At 65.9% G+C, this 20,908-nt stretch carries 17 protein-coding genes; 6 read left to right on the forward strand and 11 right to left on the reverse strand.

Features of this window, described 5'->3' with window-relative positions:
• Window positions 1-22: 22 nt before the first annotated feature.
• Together BLS34_RS26625 and BLS34_RS05275 are read right to left on the reverse strand one after the other, a co-directional pair.
• Window positions 23-331: an HGGxSTG domain-containing protein gene (locus tag BLS34_RS26625; RefSeq protein WP_342739438.1), complete on the reverse strand. Its 309-nt coding sequence runs from the start codon at window positions 329-331 to the stop codon at window positions 23-25.
• A gap of 254 nt (window positions 332-585) precedes the next feature.
• Complete coding sequence (locus BLS34_RS05275) at window positions 586-1,458, reverse strand: LysR family transcriptional regulator (protein ID WP_093148703.1); 873 nt, start codon at window positions 1,456-1,458, stop codon at window positions 586-588.
• A gap of 106 nt (window positions 1,459-1,564) precedes the next feature.
• Here BLS34_RS05275 and BLS34_RS05280 point away from each other — a divergent pair, with 106 nt between their 5' ends.
• Entirely contained in the window at window positions 1,565-2,881 is a 1,317-nt protein-coding gene (locus BLS34_RS05280; RefSeq protein ID WP_093148704.1) for an aspartate aminotransferase family protein, read from the forward strand.
• Between the two features lie 327 nt (window positions 2,882-3,208).
• Window positions 3,209-4,105, forward strand: coding sequence for a hypothetical protein (locus BLS34_RS05285; RefSeq protein WP_093148706.1), 897 nt, complete (start codon window positions 3,209-3,211; stop codon window positions 4,103-4,105).
• 298 nt (window positions 4,106-4,403) lie between these two features.
• On the opposite strand, the gene BLS34_RS05290 is transcribed toward BLS34_RS05285, so the two are convergent.
• Entirely contained in the window at window positions 4,404-5,339 is a 936-nt protein-coding gene (locus BLS34_RS05290) for a LysR family transcriptional regulator (protein ID WP_245701921.1), read from the reverse strand.
• Window positions 5,340-5,431: 92 nt separating this feature from the next.
• Between BLS34_RS05290 and BLS34_RS05295 the strand changes: the two genes are divergently transcribed.
• From BLS34_RS05295 to BLS34_RS05305, 3 genes are all read left to right on the forward strand, one after another.
• Complete coding sequence (locus tag BLS34_RS05295) at window positions 5,432-6,154, forward strand: SDR family oxidoreductase (protein ID WP_093148708.1); 723 nt, start codon at window positions 5,432-5,434, stop codon at window positions 6,152-6,154.
• A 27-nt stretch (window positions 6,155-6,181) separates the two neighbouring features.
• A complete protein-coding gene (locus tag BLS34_RS05300; protein ID WP_093148711.1) occupies window positions 6,182-6,493 on the forward strand; it encodes an Atu4866 domain-containing protein in 312 nt (103 codons plus the stop codon).
• Between the two features lie 306 nt (window positions 6,494-6,799).
• Complete coding sequence (locus BLS34_RS05305) at window positions 6,800-8,842, forward strand: YgiQ family radical SAM protein (RefSeq protein WP_093149222.1); 2,043 nt, start codon at window positions 6,800-6,802, stop codon at window positions 8,840-8,842.
• On the opposite strand, the gene BLS34_RS05310 is transcribed toward BLS34_RS05305, so the two are convergent.
• The 3 genes from BLS34_RS05310 to BLS34_RS05320 form a co-directional block, all read right to left on the reverse strand.
• On the reverse strand, window positions 8,839-9,732 hold the full coding sequence (locus BLS34_RS05310) for an HNH endonuclease (RefSeq protein WP_093148714.1): 894 nt from the start codon (window positions 9,730-9,732) through the stop codon (window positions 8,839-8,841). The genes BLS34_RS05305 and BLS34_RS05310 overlap by 4 nt on opposite strands.
• Before the next feature lie 73 nt (window positions 9,733-9,805).
• A complete protein-coding gene (locus BLS34_RS05315) occupies window positions 9,806-10,465 on the reverse strand; it encodes a 5-formyltetrahydrofolate cyclo-ligase (RefSeq protein ID WP_093148716.1) in 660 nt (219 codons plus the stop codon).
• Between the two features lie 34 nt (window positions 10,466-10,499).
• Window positions 10,500-14,546: a chemotaxis protein CheB gene (locus tag BLS34_RS05320; protein WP_093148718.1), complete on the reverse strand. Its 4,047-nt coding sequence runs from the start codon at window positions 14,544-14,546 to the stop codon at window positions 10,500-10,502.
• A gap of 190 nt (window positions 14,547-14,736) precedes the next feature.
• On the opposite strand from BLS34_RS05320, the gene BLS34_RS05325 reads away from it, so the two are divergent.
• On the forward strand, window positions 14,737-15,489 hold the full coding sequence (locus BLS34_RS05325) for a response regulator (RefSeq protein WP_038015196.1): 753 nt from the start codon (window positions 14,737-14,739) through the stop codon (window positions 15,487-15,489).
• A gap of 32 nt (window positions 15,490-15,521) precedes the next feature.
• Here BLS34_RS05325 and BLS34_RS25285 read toward each other — a convergent pair whose 3' ends face one another.
• The 5 genes from BLS34_RS25285 to BLS34_RS05345 all read right to left on the reverse strand — a co-directional run bounded on the left by BLS34_RS25285 (window position 15,522) and on the right by BLS34_RS05345 (window position 20,641).
• The gene (locus tag BLS34_RS25285) at window positions 15,522-15,713 is read right to left on the reverse strand and encodes a hypothetical protein (protein ID WP_038015195.1); all 192 of its coding nucleotides are present in this window, start codon (window positions 15,711-15,713) and stop codon (window positions 15,522-15,524) included.
• Window positions 15,714-16,014: 301 nt separating this feature from the next.
• A complete protein-coding gene (locus BLS34_RS05330; protein ID WP_093148720.1) occupies window positions 16,015-17,595 on the reverse strand; it encodes a TRAP transporter large permease in 1,581 nt (526 codons plus the stop codon).
• Window positions 17,596-17,607: 12 nt separating this feature from the next.
• On the reverse strand, window positions 17,608-18,174 hold the full coding sequence (locus BLS34_RS05335) for a TRAP transporter small permease subunit (RefSeq protein ID WP_051245032.1): 567 nt from the start codon (window positions 18,172-18,174) through the stop codon (window positions 17,608-17,610).
• 118 nt (window positions 18,175-18,292) lie between these two features.
• Window positions 18,293-19,312, reverse strand: a complete 1,020-nt coding sequence (locus BLS34_RS05340; RefSeq protein WP_215906044.1) for a TRAP transporter substrate-binding protein — start codon at window positions 19,310-19,312, stop codon at window positions 18,293-18,295.
• A 303-nt stretch (window positions 19,313-19,615) separates the two neighbouring features.
• Window positions 19,616-20,641, reverse strand: coding sequence for a TRAP transporter substrate-binding protein (locus BLS34_RS05345; RefSeq protein ID WP_093148724.1), 1,026 nt, complete (start codon window positions 20,639-20,641; stop codon window positions 19,616-19,618).
• Window positions 20,642-20,908 lie beyond the last annotated feature (267 nt).

Here is a 20,908-nt window from a genome sequence, read left to right on the forward strand (position 1 = left end):
CGACCCAGAGCGGTCAGTCTGATCAAGCCTCCGATCGATTGCGGACTAAGAGCCAGCCGGCGATCGTCATTGTATCGCATGACCGCGCGCCATGTTTCCAAGCGTTCCGGTTACCCGTCGGAGCGCCCGGATTGGCTCCGCCGTGCATACTGCATCGCTTGCGACCTCTGACCGCCGGGGATTGGCAGGGCATCGCCGCCCGAGCCCTGGCCGAGTAAAGTGCGGGCCCGTGCGGCCTTTTCGGTCTCATTGGGATTGAGCAGCAGCACCGTCGACGCTTTCGGCTGGTCGCTGGTGGACGGAGTGCGCCGGGTAGCTCTGGTCCTCTCATCTCCCTCGCCGTGCTTTCGTGCCGATATTCTGAGACGTGCCGCAGCGCTTTCCGATGATGCGTCCGCCGTTCCGATGGCGGGGAAGCTGGAACTTGAAGATCGCTGCCGCCCTCGCCCCTTTGAAGCAGTAGCAGAATGCCGTCTGGAGGTTGACGGACTCCCCATTCAAATGAGGGACCAAACGGGGCTCAGACCAGGACCAGGACCAGGACCAGGACCATATTTCGCCGGACTCTGTGTCCGCCAATACCCGTTAAGCGCTCTCAGGCTGCCCCAATCGCGCCACGATGAACTCCCCGAACGCCCGGACCACCGGCGGCGGTCGTGTCGAGGCGTAGGCGATCGACAGGCCGATCTCCGGCAGCGCGGGCAGGCCCCGCGCCACCACGAAAAGGTCCGGCGGCACCGCTGAGCGGGTCACCACGCTGAACGCCAGGCCCGAGCGCGCGATCGCCAGCAGACCGGCGAAGCCGTCGCTCGCATGGGTGATGCGGTAGGGACGTCCCGCCGCCTCGAGCGCGCTCTTCGCCATGCGGTGATCCAGGGTATCGGGCCCGGACAGGGCGAGCGGCAGGACCGGCGCCCGCAGCAGCTCGGGCTGCGGCGCGTTGGCGATCCACACGAAGGACTCCCGGCGGAAGATCTCTTCCGCCGGAGCCGAGCCGGGTCCGGACAGGGGCACGGACACGATGGCGAGATCGATATGGCGGCGCTGCAGCAGCGGGCGCAGCGCCACCGTCGGGGCGCAGACGATCTCCACCTCCACCTCCGGATTGTCCCGACCGTACCGCCGCAGCAGGTCGGGGAAGAAGGCGGTCAGGTAATCCTCCGGACAGCCGAAGGCGATCGCCCCCTGCAGGCCCTGGGCGCGGATGGACGCCAGGGTCTCGTCATGGGCGGAGAGGATACGCTCCGCCCCGACCATCAGACGCTCGCCCGCCGCCGTCAGGGTGACGCCGGAGCCGGTGCGGTGAAACAGCCGCTCGCCGGTGATGTCCTCCAGCCGCTTCATCTGCAGGCTGACCGCCGACTGGGTGCGGCCCACGCGCTCGGCCGCGGCCCGGATGGACCCGGCCCGGGCGACGGCGACGAAACTGCGCAGCAGCAGGATGTCGAGATTGGCCATGGCTATAAGAAAAACTCGATTCCGCCATTAGTACTATGAAACTTTCTAACGCCAGTGGGGCGGGTAGTCTTGTCCCATGTGAAACGGCCCCGGATGGAGCGCGCAGATGACCCGGCAGGACAGCACGCCGACGCCGCAGGAGGGCTTCTGGACCGACGTGGAGGCCCACGTCATGCGCTACGGCCCGGCGTTCGAGCGGCGGGTGATCGACCGGGCGGAGGGCAGCTTCGTCATCGACGAGGACGGCGCGCGGATCCTCGACTTCACCTCCGGCCAGATGAGCTCCGTGCTCGGCCATTCCCATCCGGACATCGTGCGCACCGTGCGCGCGCAGGTCGGGCGGCTCGACCATCTGTTCAGCGGCATGCTGTCCCGCCCCGTGGTCGATCTCTGCAGCCGCCTCGGCAGCATGGTCCCGGGGCTGGAGAAGGCGATGCTGCTGTCCACCGGCGGCGAGTCCAACGAGGCGGCGATCCGGCTGGCGAAATGCGTCACCGGCAAGCACGAGATCGTCGCGTTCACCAAGAGCTGGCATGGCATGACCGGCGGGGCCGCGGGGGCGACCTACAGCTCGGCGCGCAAGGGCTACGGCCCGGCGACGGTCGGCAATTTCGCGATCCCGGCGCCGCATGCCTACCGGCCGCGCTTCGCCCATCCGGACGGCAGCCTGGACTGGCAGACCGAGCTGGACGACGCCTTCGCCCAGGTCGACGCCCAGTCGACCGGCAGCCTCGCCGCCTTCATCGCCGAGCCGATCCTGTCCTCCGGCGGCGTCATCGAGCTGCCGGAGGGCTATCTGGCGGCGCTGAAGCGCAAGTGCGAGGAGCGCGGCATGCTGCTGATCCTCGACGAGGCGCAGACCGGCATCGGGCGCACCGGCCACATGTTCGCCTTCCAGCGCGACGGCGTCACGCCGGACATCCTGACCCTGTCGAAGACGCTGGGCGCCGGCCTCCCCCTGTCGGCGATCCTGACCAGCCGCGAGATCGAGGAGGCGGCGTACGAGAAGGGATTCGTGTTCCTGACGACCCATGTCTCCGACCCGTTGCCGGCCGCCGTCGGACTGACCGTGCTCGACGTGATCGGGCGCGACGGGCTGGTGGAGCGGGCCACCGCCTCCGGCGCGCGCCTGCGCGCGGGCATGGAGGCGCTGAAGCAGCGGTTCGACTGTATCGGCGACGTGCGGGGGCGCGGTCTTCTGCTGGGGCTCGAGATCGTGCAGGACCGGGCCGGCAAGGTGCCCGACCTAGACCGGGGAGACCGGATCGCCGCTGCGGCGATGGCGCGGGGCCTGAGCATGAACATCGTCAAGATCCCGGCCATGGGGGCGGTGTTCCGCATCGCGCCGCCGCTGACGGCCACCGACGCGGAGATCGACCTGGGCCTGGATCTGATGGCCGACGCGATCGCCGCCGCCGGATAAGCTCTGGCGGAACTAGCCGGTGCGGATGGCACCGCACAGAACCGAATACCTATCAAAACACCGTCATAAGACCGCAGACAATCGGACCGACCCGCAGTTTCACTGACGCCTGCGGGAACCGTTCAATCCGCCTGCTCGTTCCTCCGGCACTGAGATCCTGTCGGAAGGACAATCCTATGCATGGAATCATCTATCTCGTCGGCCTCGTCGTGATCGTGCTCGCGATCCTCTCGCTGCTCGGACTCGGCTGACGCCCGCCCGCCCCGGCCCGCGCCGCGGGTGAGGGGACGCCGCGGACATGCGGCAGGCTTACATATGGAGACGACAATGGCAGAGACGTTGCGTGCCGCTGAACCGGCGGGGGTCGTGCATTCCGATACTGGAGCGGCCGCCAGTCACATCGATTGGGCGGCGATTTTCGTGGGGGCTCTGCTGGCGACGGCGGTGTCCTTCGTCCTGAACGGCTTCGGCGCGGCGATCGGGCTGTCCGTGGTGTCGCCCTTCGGGGCGGATGGCATCGGCGGGACGGCCATGCTGATCGCGGTGGCGCTCTGGATGATCTGGGTGCTGGTCTCGAGCTACATGGCCGGCGCCTACGTCACCGGCCGGATGCGGCGGCGCGCGTTCGATGCCACCGAGCATGAGTCGGACGTGCGCGACGGCGTGCACGGGCTGGCGGTCTGGGCCCTGGGCGTTCTGTTCAGCGCCTTCCTGCTGGCCGCCACCGTCGATACCGCCGCGCGGACCGGCGCGCAGCTCGCCACGGCGGCCGGCGGCGCGGTCGCGGAGATGGCCGGCTCGGGCTACGAATACGAGCTGAACCAGCTTCTGCGCCCGGCCGAGCCCGGCCGGTTCTCCTCCCAGCCGGAAAGTCGGGCGGCAATCGTCGACGAGCTGCTGCCGATCGTCGAACGGTCGGTGGAGCGCGGTGAGATCTCCCAGCCGGACCGCGCCTATCTGGCCGGCGTGGTGGCCGCGCGGACGAGCCTCAGCGAGCAGGAAGCCATCCTGCGGGTGAACCAGATGGCCGCGACCGTGCAGGCCTCGGTCGAGGAGGCGAAGGACGCGGTTGAGACCGCCCGGGTCGCCTCGGTGCTGAGTGCCTTCGTGTTGGCGGCGGCCCTGCTGATCTCCGGCGCGGGGGCCTGGTGGGCCGCTGCCGTCGGCGGCACGCATCGCGATGACCAGACGGTCATCAAGTGGCTCTCCGGGCCGCGTCGCTGACGCCGCCCCGCGATTGGAGGAGACATCATGCCCTACCTGATCCTGTGGCTGCTCGGCATGCCGCTGACCGTGGTCATCCTGCTGGCCCTGGTGCTGTAGACGCCGAGAAAGTCAGTCTGACGACAGTGGCGGGTTCCTTCGGGAGCCCGCCGCTTTTTTTGGGCTGCGTCCATCGCCGACGACCCGTCATCCCAACCGGGACCGCCCTCCAGAATCGCCCATCCGTCCGGTGAGGAAGTCAGAGCCAGGGAGGCGTCCGACCTGCGGCTCTTCCAGCGCTTGAAGCGCCGGGCATGACTTAGTCCTGCGAGGACGAGACGGGGTCCGCGGGCAAGATCGGTCGGCGCCAACGGCGGGTGTGTTCGACCAGGGCCCTCAGCTTCGGGGCCATGTTCAGACGCTGCGGGTAGTAGAGAAACAGCCCCGGGAACGGCGGCAGGAACTCCTCGAGCAGCGACACCAGCTCGCCGCGGTCGACGTAGGGTCGGAATGTATCGGCGGTCGCGAAGGTGATGCCGCCGCCGTTGAGGGCCATCCGAAGCATGAGCCACAGGTCGTTCGTGGTGACGTAGGGGTCGACGGCCACGTCGAAGGGAACGCCAGCCTCCTCGAATTCCCAGCGGTGCGGGGCGATGTTGGGCGCGCGGCGCCAGCCGATACAGCGATGATGGACCAGATCGCGGGGGTGGGCCGGCGCATGATGGGCGGCGAGATAGCCGGGGGCCGCAACCACCGCCTCGCGCTGGTCGCCCGTCACCGGGACGGCGATCATGTCCATTTCGATCACTTCGCCCAGGCGAACACCGGCGTCGAAACCGGCGGCGACGATGTCGAACTCCTCGTCCGTCACCGTCACGTCGAGTTCCACCGCCGGATGGGCATTGGCGAACCTGACAAGGAACGGGCCCGACAGAAACTCTTCGGCGATCGAGGTCACGGCGAGTTTCAGCAATCCGCTTGGCCGATCCGCTCCGCCGAGCCCTTCCAGCGCGACGTCGATATCGGACATCGGCTGAGACAGGGCCGCGTAGAGCCGCTCGCCCGCTTCTGTCAGCCGTACCGATCGGGTGGTTCGCGTTACCAGGGTGATGCCGAGGCTGTCTTCGAGGCGTCGCACGCCCTGGCTTACGGCAGAGCGCGTGACACCCAGCCGGTCGGCCGCAGCGCGGAAGTTTTTCTCTTCGGCCACTGCAGCGAACAGGGGCAGGAGGTTCAGGTCGATTTTTATTGTCAAATGAAGCTAACCATAATGTCCATCAGGGCATGGATACCGCTAACCATCAAGAAGGTCCACCTCCGAGGCTTCACGCAATCACGGAGAAGACGATGGATAAGGTTGTTCTTGTTACCGGAGCGTCTGGCGGTATCGGCGAGGGCATTGCCCGTGAACTTGCCGCCCAAGGCGCGAAGGTGCTTCTGGGTGCGCGCCGGCTTGACCGCATTGAGGCTGTCTCGGACGCCATCTGTGGCGCCGGCGGCACGGCCCGGGCCCGGGTCCTGGACGTCACCGATCGTGAAGCGATGTTCGCCTTCGCCGAAGCCGCGGTGGACCTTTGGGGCCGCATCGACGTGCTGGTGAACAACGCCGGAATCATGCCGTTATCGCCGCTTTCCGCCGGAAAGCATGACGAATGGGAGCGGATGGTCGATGTGAACATCAAGGGCACGCTCTGGGGCATGGGGGCGGTGCTGCCCCACATGGAGAAGCAGGGCTTCGGACAGATCGTCAATATCGGCTCCATCGGCGCCCTGGCCGTGGTGCCGACGGCCTCGGTCTACTGCGCGACGAAATTCGCCGTCCGGGCCCTGTCGGACGGACTTCGGCAGGAGAGCGACACGATCCGGGTGACCTGCGTGAATCCGGGCGTCGTCGAGAGCGACCTCGCTTCCACCATCACTCATGAGGGGACCAAGGCATTGATGGATGCGTATCGCGCGATCGCCCTGCGGCCCTCGGACATCGCCCGGGCCGTGCGCCAGGTGATCGAGGCGCCGTATGGCGTCGACACGACTGAGATCACCATCCGACCCACCCGGTCGCCGCATTGATCCCAACCGAACGTATGGGAGACCGTAATGCAGAAAACTCTGACCACGCTCATGACTGTCGCCATGCTGGCACAACCGGTCGGCGCCGCCGGTACCGAGGCCGAGGCGAACCATCCGTATGTCGGGATGTGGGTTACCGAGGACGGACGGGTCCGCCACGAACTTCTGCCCAATGGCCGGTATGTGGAAGCCCGTGGGTCGCGCGAACGGGCCTATGAGGGCCGCTATGAGGTGACCGGCGACCATATCGAGTACTGGGACGACACCGGATTCACGGCCGACGGCGATTTCATCGACGGCGTCCTGTACCACGGGGGGATGGTGCTTTTCCGGCGATAGGCCAGCCCGCCACCCCCAGCCCGCAACCCATCAAGAATCCGCGCCCCGCAGAGAGCCCCTCGCAGAGAGCCCCTCGCCGGGCGCGGCCGCCGCAGACAGGCAAGGCAGACAGGCAAGAAGGTCGCGAGTCGGCCCTCGATTTGCTAAACTGGAGCCTTGCAGGTACAACCCGCGCCAATTCCATCATACGAGGCTTTTGCCGTGAACGCCGTTGTCCCCCCCGCCCGGCCCCGCCAAGGCGCGCGGGAGATCTTCAAGTACAAGAAGTACTGGGCCCACCGTTTCGGGGTGGCGCCGTTCCTGCCGATGAGCCGGGACGAAATGGATCTGCTCGGCTGGGACAGCTGCGACGTCATCCTGGTGACCGGCGACGCCTATGTGGACCACCCGAGCTTCGGCATGGCCGTCATCGGCCGCACGCTGGAGGCGCACGGCTTCCGCGTCGGCATCATCGCCCAGCCCGACTGGACCAGTGCCGAGGCGTTCAAGGAACTCGGCCGGCCGAACCTCTATTTCGGGGTAACGGCGGGCAACATGGACAGCCTCGTCAACAACTACACCGCCGACAAGCGCATCCGCACCGACGACAACTACACGCCGGACGCCGCCCCCGGGAAGCGGCCGGACCGCGCCGTGCTGGTCTACTCCCAGCGCTGCCGCGAGGCGTTCCCGGACGCGCCGATCGTGCTCGGCGGCATCGAGGCGTCCCTGCGCCGGATCGCCCATTTCGACCATTGGAGCGAGAAGGTCCGCCGCTCGGTCCTGATCGACAGCAAGGCCGACGTGCTGCTCTACGGCAATGCCGAGCGCGCGATCATCGACGTCACCCACCGCATCGCCAAGGGCGACAACCCGCGCGACCTGTTCGACATCCGCGGCCTGGCGCTGGTCCGCAACGAGGCCGCCCCCGACTACCGCGAGATCGACATGACCTCGATCGACGACGCGCCGGAGCGGGCCGAGCGCGGCGACGAGGAGCAGGTGATCCGCCTGCCGTCCTACGAGACCGTGCGCGACGACAAGGAGGTCTACGCCCAGGCCTCCCGCATCCTGCATCTGGAGAGCAATCCGGGGAACGCGCGCCCGCTGGTGCAGCGCCACGGCGACCGCGACGTCTGGGTGACGCCGCCGCCGATCCCGCTGACCACCAAGGAGATGGACTGGGTCTTCGACCATCCCTACGCGCGGGCACCTCACCCCTTCTACGGCGATGCGCGGATCCCGGCCTGGGAGATGATCCGCTTCTCGGTGAACATCATGCGCGGCTGCTTCGGCGGCTGCACCTTCTGTTCGATCACCGAGCATGAGGGCCGGATCATCCAGTCGCGCAGCCAGGAGTCGATCGTCCGCGAGATCGAGGACATGCGCGACAAGGTGCCGGGATTCACCGGACAGGTCTCCGACCTCGGCGGGCCGACGGCGAACATGTACCGCATGGCCTGCAAGGACCCGGAGATCGAGAAGTCCTGCCGCCGGCTGTCCTGCGTGTACCCGACGATCTGCAAGAACCTGAACACCGACCACAAGCCGCTGATCGACCTGTACAGGGCAGCCCGCGGCACCGAGGGCGTGAAGAAGGTCTCGATCAGCTCGGGACTGCGCTACGACCTCGCGGTGGAGAGCCCGGAATATGTGGAGGAGCTGGTCACCCACCATGTGGGCGGCTACCTGAAGATCGCGCCGGAGCATACCGAGGACGGTCCGCTCTCGCGGATGATGAAGCCGGGCATCGGCTCTTACGACAAGTTCAAGGAGATGTTCGACGCGGCGGCCGCCAAGGCGGGCAAGAAGTACTTCCTCATCCCGTACTTCATCGCCGCCCATCCCGGCTGCACCGACGAGGACATGATGAACCTCGCCCTGTGGCTGAAGAAGAACGGCTACCGGGCCGACCAGGTGCAGACGTTCACGCCGACGCCGATGGCGATGGCGACGGCCATGTACTATTCCGGCCGCAACCCGCTGAAGCCGGTCCGCCGTGCCGGGACCGAGCGGGTGGAGACGGCCAAGGGCCTGCGCCAGCGCCGCCTGCACAAGGCGTTTCTGCGTTACCACGACGCCGAGAACTGGCCGCTGCTGCGCGAGGCGCTGAAGGAGATGGGTCGCGAGGACCTGATCGGCAACGGCAAGCACCACCTGATCCCGCGCTGGCAGCCCGCCGGCACCGGCAAGGCCGGCGGCGAGGGCCGCCGACGCGCGGGCGGCCCGGCCAAGGCGGGGGCTCCGGCCGGCTGGAAGCTGCCGCACCGCCCGGCCGAGATGGACCGCGAGGGCGGCGGCCGTCTGGGCGGCCGATCCCGGAACAAGGCCAAGCCGCAGGGCGCGAAGCGGAGTCGGGCGGCGCGTTAGATCTTAAAGCAGTTGTCTCGATGCCACTCCAGGAACCGGGGGTGAGGCCGATCCCTGTGTAGGATCGGCCCCATGGCCTGCCCGCTGGGATTGACGAAGGCGCGGACCGCCTCCGGGTCGTTCGCCTGTCGTGAGATCAATATCTTCAGGTCGTCTGACAGGCTGATCAGCTCGCGGTCGAACATCCAGTGCGCGGTGCCCGACAGGGCGATCCCATTATTCACGCAATCCGGACCACTGGCTTCGACCGGCCGGATATGGGCCGCGTCCACTTCCGCCCGTCCGCCACCGTTGATGAGCTTCAGGCCGCTGATCGCGCATCTCTCGTCATAGGCATTCAGAACCACACGACGGAATGCCCGGTCACGGACCGGCCTGGAAGTCAGGGAGCGCACGCGGTTTCTGTCGGTTTCGAACTCGAAGGGAGCTTGCTCATCCTCCAGGCCGACGTTGGTTTCAGGAGCATCCGTGCGAGGCAGCAACGTCGCGTCCTCTTCTAGGCCCAAGTCCACGATGCGCCTAAAGTCTTCGGCGCTTAGCGGCCGGACGGCTGCCTGCGCGCGGCCAGAAAGGCGGCCTTGCTCATTCAGCAGGCCACGTTCGACCGGAGCGCTGTTGATGTTGAACGGAACTGGGGTTGGGAAGTCGATGTAGTCGGCCATCAACGCCAAGTACATCTGCGGCGCGGTCGGATCGGGTATGATTTTCTCGACGCGCGCGACAGCAAAATAGCCCCGTGATCCTCGGACTTTGCGGGGCTCGAGATAGACGATCCAGTCGTTAACGCATTGTGCGGCGCGGTCGAGGTATTGGCTGGGGAACTGGTATCGCTCGGCAGGGCTGTCATCGTAGATGGAATCTGCTCTGTGCATGAAGATGCCGTAGCCCATGCGCGCTCCACGAAGTAGGCGATTGATCTTCTAACAACCGGCAAACAATAAGCCGGATCGCGAGCGTTGCACGTCACGCATGATCCGACTGTGTATCGTCCAGGATGACGGTATCCATGGGAACGTCCCACGGCATGGGAAAAATCGTGGGCATGCGGGAGAAGGCGTATCCGATGCCGACGATCTGCGGCCTCGGCTCGATCCGCACCAGCGTGCGGTCGTAATAGCCCCCGCCGTTGCCGAGCCGGTAGCTCTCCGCATCGACGCCGACGAGCGGCACGACGACGATCTCGGGCCTCGCGGCGTCGGTACCGTCGGGCACGGGGATGTCCCAGAGGCCCCGGACCATGCGGCATTCCGGCTCCCACCGGCGGAAGGTCAGTGGCGCGTCCCGGGTCTCGACCACCGGCAGCAGGACGCTGGCGCCGGCCTCGTGGATCTCGCGCATCCAGGGCCGCAGGTCGGGCTCGCCGCGGATCGGCCAGTAGACGGCGACGGTACGGTCGGCGATCGGGCCCAGGGTTCGGCCCAGCCCTTCGGTAATGGCCCGGCCGCAGGCCTCGCGGTCGCCGACCGCCATGGCCCGGCGCAGGGCGTAGAGGCGTTCGCGTTCGGCCTTCCGGAAGCGGGCGACGTCGCGGGCGGTCTCGCAGTCCACCAAATGGCCGTCGACCAGCCGATGGCCGAAGCAGGGATCCTCGCCACCGGGCGTCGATATCGGGTCATCAGCCATGGCCGCTCTCCTCACGATCGTCCGCGCCCACCATCTATTCGATCCCGTGTTCGATCGCCTCCAGCGGCAGGTCGAAGCGGCAGACCAGGCCGCTCGGCTTGAACGCGAGATCCACCGTCGCGCCGAGTTCGTATTCCACCAGATCGCGGATGACGCGGATACCGAAGCCGAATTCGCTCGGCTCGCGGACCGGCGGTCCGTCGATCTCGACCCAGTCGACGCAGATCCGGTCACCCCGGCTCTCGGTGCGCACCGAGATCAGCCCGCTCTCGGTCGACAGCGCGCCGTATTTCAGGCTGTTGGTGACCAGCTCGTGGATCGCCATGCCGAGGGTCTGTGCGGCCTGGGGATTGAGGCGGATGTCCTTGCCCTCGAACCGGACGCGGTCGACCATCTTGGCCGAGTAGGGGGCGCATTCCTCGACGATCCGCGTGCGCAGGCTGGCCCCGTCGAACTGGGCATGGCTGAGCATGGAATGGGTCCGGGCGAGCGACAGCAGCCGCTGGCGCAGGTTCGTCTTGAAGCTGGCGACATGCTCCTCCTTGTCCGCCAGGTTCACGATCGAGCCCATGACCGTGAGCATATTCTGCACCCGGTGGTCCAACTCGGCCAGAAGCGTGGCCAGCCGGGTGGCGCTCTGTTTCAGGTCGGTGATGTCATAGCTGAGGCCGATCAGGTGCGGGCCGTCCGCGCGCCCGATGAACATCTTGCCCTTGCTGACCAGCCAGCGTTCCCGGCCGGCAGTGTCGATGATCCGGAACTCGACGTCGAAGACCTCTCCGCGCTCGACCGCCTGAGTCTGTTCCCGCAGCACGAAGTCGCGGTCCTCGGGATGGATAAAGGAATGGAACTTCTCGACGCTCGGCGGGATCGCACCCGGCTGCAGGCCGAGCATCGTGTAGAGCCGGTCGTCCCACTGGGCGAGGTCGCTGCGGGGATCCCAGTCCCAGGTGGCGATGCGGCCGGCCTCCAGTGCCAGGCGCAGTCGCTCCGAGTTCTCCAGGAGCTGCTGTTTGAAGGCGGCGTTCGTGATCACCCCATGCAGGACATTGGCGACCGCCTGGACGAAGGCGACGTCGTCGTCGGTGAACTGCTTGATGTCGGTCGCGTGCACGCCGAGCACGCCCCAGGGGTCGGCTTCCGTCCCGATGAGCACGCTGATGCCGGACTTGACGCCGCTTCGGGTCAGCAGTTCGGGGCCCTGGAAGCGGGTTTCGTTCGGCAGATCGGTGACGACGACCGGCTGGCGGGAGAGCAGGGTGTAGCCGCCCTGGCTGGTATTGCTGTCCGGCACGCTGGAAACGTTCACCTCCACATCCCGGAAACCGCGCTGTGCCACCAGCATGAGATCGTGGTGCTCCGGGCGATGACGCAGGACCTTGGCCATGTCGCAGCCGAGGCCGTCCACCAGGCAGCGGGCGGCGGCGTCGAACAGGAAGGACAGCGGTGCGTCGGTCAGGCCGATGCGGCCGATATTGGCGACGGCGCGCTGCTGGCGTTCGCGCGTCCCCCGCAGCTCGGTCTCCCGGTACAGCTCGCTGATGTCGCCGTAGGTGATGAGCACGCCCTCGATCCGGCTGTCGGAGGTGCGGTAGGGCAGGACCTGACGATGGAACCACCGACCGTCGATGCTGCTCACATGGGCCGAGAGGGTGGCCAGCGTCGTGACGCACCGATCCACGTCTTCGTAGAGCGTCGGGTCGTTCACCCGCACCGACAGATCGGAGATCGGTCGGCCGATATCGGACTCCAGGATGCGCAGCAGGTCGGCGGCCGAGGGGGTGAACCGACGGATCACCAGTGATTTGTCGAGAAACAGGACGGCGAGTTGCGTGCTGTTGATCAGGTTCGAGATGTCGTTGTTGACCCGCTCCAGCTCGCCGATCTTGCTCTCGAGCTGATTGTTCACCGTGGAAAGCTCTTCGTTCAGCGACTGCAGCTCTTCGCGGGAGGTCTCCAGTTCCTCGTTGGAGGACTGAAGCTCCTCGTTCGTCGACGTCACCTCCTCGTTGGAGGCGCGGAGCTCCTCGTTGGAGGCCTCGAGCTGCTCGACCGCCGCGGTCAGTTCGTCCCGGGTGATCTGCAGGTCGAATTCGAGCCGCTGGACCGCGGTCTGTTCGTCGGGTGCGACCTCGCTTGCCGGCTCGATCGGCCGCGGCTCGCCGATATCCTCCAGATACAGCAGGACCGCCCACTGGTCGCTCTGCAGGCGCACCGGTTCCGCGGTGATCCGAACCGTGAGCTCCCGGCCGCTGCGCCGCACCCGATGGGCCGTCATGGTCTGCACCTCGCAGGTCTCGAAGGCCAGCTTCAGGGCCACCCGCATCCGGGTGCGCAGCCCGTCCAGGGCCATCAGCGTCACATCGCGGGTCGGCTCGCCCGGCGGAAAGTCGAGATAGTCGCGCACCGGCCCGTGGAAATAGATCGCGTCGTTGCGCTGGTTCACCAGGATGCTGGCCGGAACGAACCGCGAGATCATCGCGTTCTTGGCCAGATCGATGGAGGAGTGTCGGTAGCTCTGCATGCGCGCGGACGCCCGGTTGTCGGAACTTCGGACACCACCTTGGACGTCCGACAGGGTATGGGGAAGGGTCACTCGCTCACTATGTTTTTCGCCGATGCACCGGTAGAGCCGCCATTCCTTCGACAGGGTCGTGTAGAACCGAGCCTGCTTTCCGACGGTCTCGGAACTCCCGAGGAACAGGTGGCCGCCCTGTTTCAGCGCGAAGTGGAACATCCGCAGGATCCGGCTCTGGACCTCGGCGTCGAGATAGATCATCACGTTGCGGCAGATAATCAGGTCGAGCTTCGAGAACGGCGGGTCGCTGATCAGGTCCTGACGGGCGAAGAGGATGAGATCGCGGAGCCGCTTGCCCAGCACGTACCGGCCGTTGTCTTCGATGAAGTGGCGCTGCAACCGCTCCGGTGTGACGTCATCGGCGATGCTGGCGGGAAAGTCGGCCTCGCGGGCCGTGTCGACCGCGCGCCGGTCGATATCGGTGGCGAAGATCTGGAAGCGGGGTTCCATGCCGCGGCGCTCGAACGCCTCGGCCAGAAGGATGGCGACCGATACCGCCTCCTCGCCGGTGGAGCAGCCGGCCACCCAGACCCGGACCGGCTGGTCGTCGATGTGCCCGCCGATCATCGGTCGGATGACGGTTTTCGCCAGCAGATCCCAGGCCTCCGGATCGCGGAAGAACCGGGTGACCCCGATCAGCAGATCGCCGGCGAGACTGTGCACCTCCTCGCGGTCGTTGCGCAGCCGGACCAGGTATTGCCGCATGGTCTGTACCTGCGCCAGCCCCATGCGCCGGCGGATGCGCCGGTTCAGGGTGGCCGGTCGATAGCTGCTGAAATCGTGATCGGTCTGGCTGCGCAGCAGGCCCAGCAACGCCTGAAAGGCCGCCGGTTCCTCCTCGCTGACCTTTCCGGTTGCTTCCGGTGCGGCGATGAACGGATGGCCGGCATAGCGTGCCAGTAGCCCCGGCATCTCGGCGATCGGCGCGACGAAGTCGGCCACGCCGGCGCCGATGGCGCTGCGCGGCATGCCGTCATAATCGGCGGTCTCCGGATCCTGGACCAGCGTCAGACCGCCCGTCGCCTTGATCTCCCGCAGACCTGCCGTCCCGTCGGAGCCGTTGCCGGTCAGGACGATGCCGACCGCCCGCTCGTGGAGCGTCTCGGCGAGCGAGCGGAAGCAATAGTCGATCGGCATCCGGACGCCGCGCGGCGCGACCGGACGCTCGAGCATGATGGTGAGGTCGACCACGCGCAGATAGCAGTTGGACGGAATGACGTACACCGTGCCCGGGGCGATCCGTATGTCGTCCGCCGCGCTGCGGACCGGCATCCGGCTGTGCCGGTCCAGCAGGTCCGCCATCACGCTCTCGTGGTTCGGGTCCAGATGCTGGATCAGCAGAAAGGCCATCCCGCTGCTCTCGGGCACCGCTTCCAGGAACCGGCGGAACGCGTCCAGTCCGCCGGCCGACGCGCCGACTGCCACGATCGGGAACGGCGCGTCGGCGGCGGGACCGCCGTCGTCGTCGTGCCGGGTCGGGGGGGCGTCCTGATCGTCGGGCATGCGGCCGACCTCGGCTCGGTGATCTTCGGACTCGGCGACGGCCTATGCTGTCGGTGGCGGCGGTTGAGTCGGTATCTTTGAGTTGTAACAGGCCGCACTTGCAGCGCACAGTCCTGCAAATCGGGATTGGAACCGCCGTCCAGATCGCGCGTTAAATACCGATGGGGAACCGCTTTCAGGAATCTCGCAGATGTCTAACGAGCAGGCCGAACTGAGACATCATGCCCGGGTCATGCTCTGGGACCGCGATGTCGGCGACGAGTTGTTCCGGCTCGCCGCCGATCGCGCTTTCCAGGGCACGTCGATCCCGGACAACCAGCGTATGGACGCGTTCAAGCGGTTCTACGAGGCTTGGCGCGAGGGAGTGTCGACGGTTGGCGCGCCCCTGTTCACCGACGCCGCGCTTTTCAGCGCGCTACCCGGCCCCGACAACGTACCCCGCCAGGTGCTCATGCTGGTGGATTTCGCCGGATTCCCGCTGGATCAGGCGGCCGAGATCATGGGCATAGACCGGTCGGTCGCGGAGAAGGCGCTGTCCATAGGCCGCACCCAGAACCGGCTCGATCCGGCCATGGGGTGTAAGGCTCTGATCATTGAGGACGAGTTCCTGATCGCGGAGGAGCTGAGCGCGCTGGCGAAGCAGGCGGGCATCGCGGAGGTCTATCTCGCCCGCACGGTCGAACAGGCGATCCTGCTGGCTCAGGAGCATCTGCCCGACATCATCTTCGCCGACTTTCGGTTGAAGGACGGCGAGACGGGCGTCGACGCCATCGAACCCCTGCGCGAGCTGTCCGGCGCGCCGGTCGGATTCGTGACCGCCTATCCACACTCGGTTCTGAAGCACTCGGTGATTCCGCCGGATTTCCTGATCCAGAAGCCCTTCCGGCCGGAGGCGGTGACCGCCATCATCGGGCATTGGCTGGTCGAAAAGGAAATGGACTGATCGGCACGGCGAGCGCGCCCGGCAGACAGTCGTTAGTTCGTGAAGTTGTCGCCGAGATCGAGGTCGCTTGCGTGTGTCAGACCGATGCGAAGCAGTTCGCGGATTGCGGCCGCCATTGAGGGTACACGGTTCTCGAACTGCCAGTCCTTCAACTGGTCGATCTCGGAGTCCGTCAGCATCACCTGCTGTCGGACGAGACGCTTCTCTCTTTGATTCTGGTTCACGTGTCCGTCTGACCTCTGTACGTCACCGCCCGCACCGTCGGTGAAGCTGCCACCGCAGCAAGTCTCGGGACAGGGCCGCGCTCCGTCCCTACTGAATCACTTTGATCGGCGGAAGTCGAATGGTCAATTGTCTCGCGCAGAGTAAGTGGGTGAATTCGCCGGAATGGTTGTATATATATTAAATTAATAATATTCCAATGATTGGAAAGACTTGCCGCTCGGCGGCGGTTCCGGCGGCAGCGTCTCCCGGACGACCGCCGCATACCGGTGTCTGCGGCGGTCGATGTCATTGTGACGGGGGCTACAGGAAGATCGTCGTGATCTCCGGCACCAGCAGGATCAGCGCCAGGATCATAAGCTGGATGCAGATGAAAGGCAGGAACCCACGGAAGATGTCGGTCAGCGAGATATGCGCCGGCGCGACGGACTTCAGATAGAACGCCGCGGGTCCGAAGGGAGGTGACAGGAAGCTGACCTGCATGTTCACGCAGAACAGGATGCCGAACCACACCTTCACCATGGTCATGCTGTCCAGCCCGCCGGTCAGGCCGAGCTCCTCCATCGGCATCTTCAGGACGATCGGCAGGAACACCGGCATGACCAGCAGGACGATCCCGGTCCAGTCCATGAAGGCGCCGAGGAACAGGAAGATCACCATCATCACCAGCAGCACGCCCATGGTCGGCAGGTCGTAGCCGAGGATCAGGTTGGCCACATAGGTCGGCCCGCCGGCGATGGTGTAGGCGCCGGCCAGCGCGGTGGCGCCGAAGGTCACCCAGATGATGGTGCCGGTCGACTTGAACGTCCGCATGGAGGCTTCCTGCAGGAGCTGGAAGGAGAACTCCCCGCGCAGGACGATGAGGACCAGCACGGCGATCGAGCCCATGCCGGCCGCCTCGGTGATGCCGGTGATGCCGCCGTAGATCGAGCCCAGCACGACGACGACGATCAGCAGCGGGGCGACCAGGCCCTTGCCCTTTTCCCAGGCATCCATCGCCTTCTCCCGGCCGACGACCAGGAGCAGATAGCCAAGGCAGGCGACCGCGATCGCCGCGGCGATGCCGAGGGACCGGGCGTCGATCAGCGTGGTCTCCTCGTCGATCGACCCGACGGCGTAGAGCACGGCCCCGCGCAGCACCACCAGAGCGGCGGCGCCGCCGACCATCATCGACAGCAGGCTCAGGCCCATCGTGAGCTTCTCCGAGCCGGTCATGTCGTCGGGCGACGGCTCGGGCAGGGGTGCCTGCTCGGGATGCATGCGGGTGCGGATCAGAATGTAGACGATGTAGCAGCCGGCCAGGATGAAGCCCGGCAGGAAGGCCGCCTGAAACAGGGCGTGAATCGACGTCTCGGTGATCAGCCCGTAGAAGATCAGGACGATGGACGGCGGGATCATGGTGCCGAGCGAGCCCGACGCGCAGATCGTGCCGACCGCCAGGTTCTGGTCGTAGCCCAGGCGCAGCATCTGCGGCAGGGCGATCAGGCCGAGCAGCACGACCTCGCCGCCGATGATGCCCGACATCGCCGCCATGACGATGGCCATCACCGCGGTGACCACGGCGATGCCGCCGCGGGTACGCGACAGCCAGAGGTTCAGGGTCGAGTACATGTCGCGGGCGATGCCGGAGCGTTCCAGCAGGGTCGCCATGAAGATGAACAGCGGCACCGACACCAGCACGTAGTTGGTGGTGATGCCGTAGAGCCGCTGGGCCAGGATGTTCAGCGGGCCGGTGCCGAAGGTGCCGAACAGCAGGTCGGGTCCGAACTTCAGCACCATCACGACGACGGCGAGGAAACCCGAGGCGAAGCCGAGCGGCATGCCGATCGCCAGGAGCGCCAGCATGCCGACCAGCAGGATCAGCGAGATTGTCCCGATATCCATGACGGCGCTTCCTCAGTCGGTCCGGGTGGTCGACGGATCGTTGCCGATATTCGGCATGTCGAGGTCGTCGGCCGGATCGTGGGATTGGGGTTCCTTGTTCCAGTCGAAGATCAGGTTCGAGATCGACTGCAGCGCCAGGAACACGAGGGTGATCAGGATCAGCGGCTTGATGGTGGCCGGGATCGGCGGGTCGAAGGCTGTGCCGAAGGTCTCCCATCGCAGGAACTTGGCCTTGGCCTCGCCGAAGCCGCCCCAGACGACGGCGATCGCGAAGATGACGACGCAGATCACCGACAGGGTGTCGAACAGCTGGCGCATCCATTTCGGCGCCATGTCGTAGAGGATGAAGATGCGAATATGGCTGCGTTGCTGCAGCGCGTAGAGCCCGGCGGTCAGATAGATGCCGCCGCCGACCCACAGGGACATCTCGTTGACCCAGAGCGTGGGGGCAAGGAAGACGTACCGCATCACCACTTCGTAGAAGATGATCGCGACGATGAAGGCTGGCGCCCACATCGCGATCCGACTGAAGCCCCACGTGAGCCAGTCCAGAGGACCGGTGCGCTCATGCTCGACCATTTCCGACTCCCTAGATCTCTCGGCGTCCCGCCGTGCCGCCCGGGAATGGTCCCGAGGGGGGCGACGGGCCGTCCGAAAGGGGGACGGCCCGTCGGATACTGTGCTCAGGCGGTCAGGATCACTCCTTAACCAGGCCGAGCTGACGCAGGTAGGTCAGGTGGCTTTCGACCAGGGCCTTGGCCTCCGGCGTCGTGGCGAAGTCCTTCCACGCGGACTGGGCGGCGTCGCGGAACTTCTGCAGATCCTCGTCCGACCAGGCGTACAGGGTCACGCCCTTCGACTTCAGGTCGGCGGCCGCCTCGGCGTTCTTCTTCTCGAAGGTCAGCGCGGTGCGCAGAGCCAGCGACTCCATGGCCACAGACATGATCCGGCGATGGCTCTCCGGCATGGCGTTCCACTTGGCCTTGTTGCAGGCGAGGTGGTCGGACGGCATGGAATGGAAGCCGGGATAGTTGGCGTGCTTCACCAGGTCGTAGAGACCCAGGGACTGGTTGTTCGCCAGGCCCGAGGCGTCGGCGCCGTCGATGATGCCGGACTCAAGCGCGGTGAAGACCTCGGTGAAGTCCATCACGATCGGCGAGGCGCCGAGGTTCTCGAAGATCTTGGTTTCCATGCCCGGGGGCGAGCGGAACTTCCAGTCCTTGAAGTCCTCTGCGTTGCGGATCGGCTTGGACGACGACAGGGACTCCTGCCCGTAGACCCACCAGCCGATGAGCTGCATGTCGAACTGGTTGTACAGCTTCTGGGCCGCTTCCATGCCGCCGCCGTAATACAGCCAGGAAAGCTGCTGATACGGGGTGGCGTAGCCGCCCATGATGTCGCCGACGAACTGGAAGGCCGGGTTCTTGCCGGTCTGATAGGCGCCGCTGGTCATCTCGCAGTCGAGAATACCCGTGGCCGCGGCGTCGAACGCCTCGACCGACTTCACGACCGAGGACGAGTAGAACATCTCGATCTGGATCTCGCCGTTCGACATCGTCTGAACGTTGTCGATGTACTGCGCGGCGAGCTTGCCGGATACGGTTTCGGGGGCGTAGTGCGTCTGGATGCGCAGGCTCGTGGTCTGCGCCATGGCCGCGGTGCTGAGCCCGGCGGCGAGCAAGGCAGCCGAAACTGCGGGCGCAAGTTTCGCGATCATTCTCATCAAGTCCTCCCATTGGTGCCGGTGTTCCGGCTTTTTGGTCTCGCCCGTTCGGCCAGACCTAATTTTCTCGGCGAGGATCCCTGCAATGGCTTTTCACCGGGGCAGAATAGCGCCTCAACCGATATCCCTCCGACTGTGTCGGGAGCACGGAGACAGGTCAAGACGTAGGGTTTTTGTATGACTGATTCAGACGGTTTGGAGGCGTCTGTGAAGGCGCGCAACGGTTTGGTCGCGATATGACGACGGGCCGTCCGGCATGCGGACGGCCCGTCGGATACTGTGCTCAGGCGGTCAGGATCACTCCTTAACCAGACCGAGCTGACGCAGGTAGGCCATGTGGCTGTCGACCAGGGCCTTGGCCTCCGGGGTGGTCGCGAAGTCGACCCACGCGGACTGGGCGGCGTCGCGGAACTTCTGCAGCTCCTCTTCGGACCAGGCGTAGAGTTTCACGCCCTTCGACTGCAGGTCTGCGGCGGCCTCGGCGTTCTTCTTCTCGAAGGTCAGCGCGGTGCGCAGAGCCAGCGACTCCATGGCCACAGACATGATCCGGCGATGGCTCTCCGGCATGGCGTTCCACTTGGCCTTGTTGCAGGCGAGGTGGTCGGACGGCATGGAATGGAAGCCGGGATAGTTGGCGTGCTTCACCAGGTCGTAGAGACCCAGGGACTGGTTGTTCGCCAGGCCCGAGGCGTCGGCGCCGTCGATGATGCCGGACTCAAGCGCGGTGAAGACCTCGGTGAAGTCCATCACGATCGGCTTGGCGCCGAGATTCTCGAAGATCTTCGTCTCCATGCCCGGGGGCGAGCGGAACTTGAAGTCCTTCAGGTCGGCGGCGTTGCGGATCGGCTTGGACGAGGCCAGGGACTCCTGCCCGTAGACCCACCAGCCGACCAGCTGCATGTCGAACTTGTTGTAGAGCTTCTGGGCCGCGTCGAGACCGCCGCCGTAATACAGCCAGGAGAGCTGCTGATACGGGGTGGCATAGCCGCCCATGATGTCGCCGACGAACTGGAAGGCCGGGTTCTTGCCGGTCTGATAGGCGCCGCCGGTCATGTCGCAGTCGAGGATGCCCGTGGCCGCGGCGTCGAAGGTCTCCACCGACTTCACGACCGAGGACGAGTAGAACATCTCGATCTGGATCTCGCCGTTCGACATCGTCTGAACGTTATCGACATACTGGGCGGCGAGCTTGCCGGACACGGTCTCCGGGGCGTAGTGCGTCTGGATGCGCAGGGTCGTGGTCTGCGCCATGGCGGCGGTGCTGAGCCCGGCCGCCAGCAGAGCGGCCGACACTGCGGGTGCGAGTTTTCCGATCATTCTCATCATGTCCTCCCTATGGACTGCCGGACTTCCGGCTTCTTGATCCTGGCTTATCAGACAGGATTTGTTCCATCGGTGAGTTTACCTGCATTGGTTTTCAAACGGTGCAGAATAACGCCTCACCCGACATGGGTCCGACTTTGTCGGGACCGTCTGTGAACGTCAAGTGATTGGGTGGTTGTATGACTAATTCAGATCGCTCGACCGGCGGCTTGCAGAGGCGGACATCGCCGAAAACGAAGCATTAGGTCCCGGGCTCCGGGGGATTTC

The organism is Thalassobaculum litoreum DSM 18839, from assembly GCF_900102465.1.
GTDB lineage: Bacteria > Pseudomonadota > Alphaproteobacteria > Thalassobaculales > Thalassobaculaceae > Thalassobaculum > Thalassobaculum litoreum.

Excerpts from the sequence above, each read along its gene's own strand:
- BLS34_RS26625 (WP_342739438.1), bottom strand. The coding sequence starts at position 331 with ATGAGAGGACCAGAGCTACCCGGCGCACTCCGTCCACCAGCGACCAGC.
- BLS34_RS05275 (WP_093148703.1), bottom strand. The coding sequence starts at position 1,458 with ATGGCCAATCTCGACATCCTGCTGCTGCGCAGTTTCGTCGCCGTCGCC.
- BLS34_RS05280 (WP_093148704.1), top strand. The coding sequence starts at position 1,565 with ATGACCCGGCAGGACAGCACGCCGACGCCGCAGGAGGGCTTCTGGACC.
- BLS34_RS05285 (WP_093148706.1), top strand. The coding sequence starts at position 3,209 with ATGGCAGAGACGTTGCGTGCCGCTGAACCGGCGGGGGTCGTGCATTCC.
- BLS34_RS05295 (WP_093148708.1), top strand. The coding sequence starts at position 5,432 with ATGGATAAGGTTGTTCTTGTTACCGGAGCGTCTGGCGGTATCGGCGAG.
- BLS34_RS05300 (WP_093148711.1), top strand. The coding sequence starts at position 6,182 with ATGCAGAAAACTCTGACCACGCTCATGACTGTCGCCATGCTGGCACAA.
- BLS34_RS05305 (WP_093149222.1), top strand. The coding sequence starts at position 6,800 with ATGAGCCGGGACGAAATGGATCTGCTCGGCTGGGACAGCTGCGACGTC.
- BLS34_RS05310 (WP_093148714.1), bottom strand. The coding sequence starts at position 9,732 with ATGGGCTACGGCATCTTCATGCACAGAGCAGATTCCATCTACGATGAC.
- BLS34_RS05315 (WP_093148716.1), bottom strand. The coding sequence starts at position 10,465 with ATGGCTGATGACCCGATATCGACGCCCGGTGGCGAGGATCCCTGCTTC.
- BLS34_RS05320 (WP_093148718.1), bottom strand. The coding sequence starts at position 14,546 with ATGCCCGACGATCAGGACGCCCCCCCGACCCGGCACGACGACGACGGC.
- BLS34_RS05325 (WP_038015196.1), top strand. The coding sequence starts at position 14,737 with ATGTCTAACGAGCAGGCCGAACTGAGACATCATGCCCGGGTCATGCTC.
- BLS34_RS05330 (WP_093148720.1), bottom strand. The coding sequence starts at position 17,595 with ATGGATATCGGGACAATCTCGCTGATCCTGCTGGTCGGCATGCTGGCG.
- BLS34_RS05335 (WP_051245032.1), bottom strand. The coding sequence starts at position 18,174 with ATGGTCGAGCATGAGCGCACCGGTCCTCTGGACTGGCTCACGTGGGGC.
- BLS34_RS05340 (WP_215906044.1), bottom strand. The coding sequence starts at position 19,312 with ATGATCGCGAAACTTGCGCCCGCAGTTTCGGCTGCCTTGCTCGCCGCC.
- BLS34_RS05345 (WP_093148724.1), bottom strand. The coding sequence starts at position 20,641 with ATGAGAATGATCGGAAAACTCGCACCCGCAGTGTCGGCCGCTCTGCTG.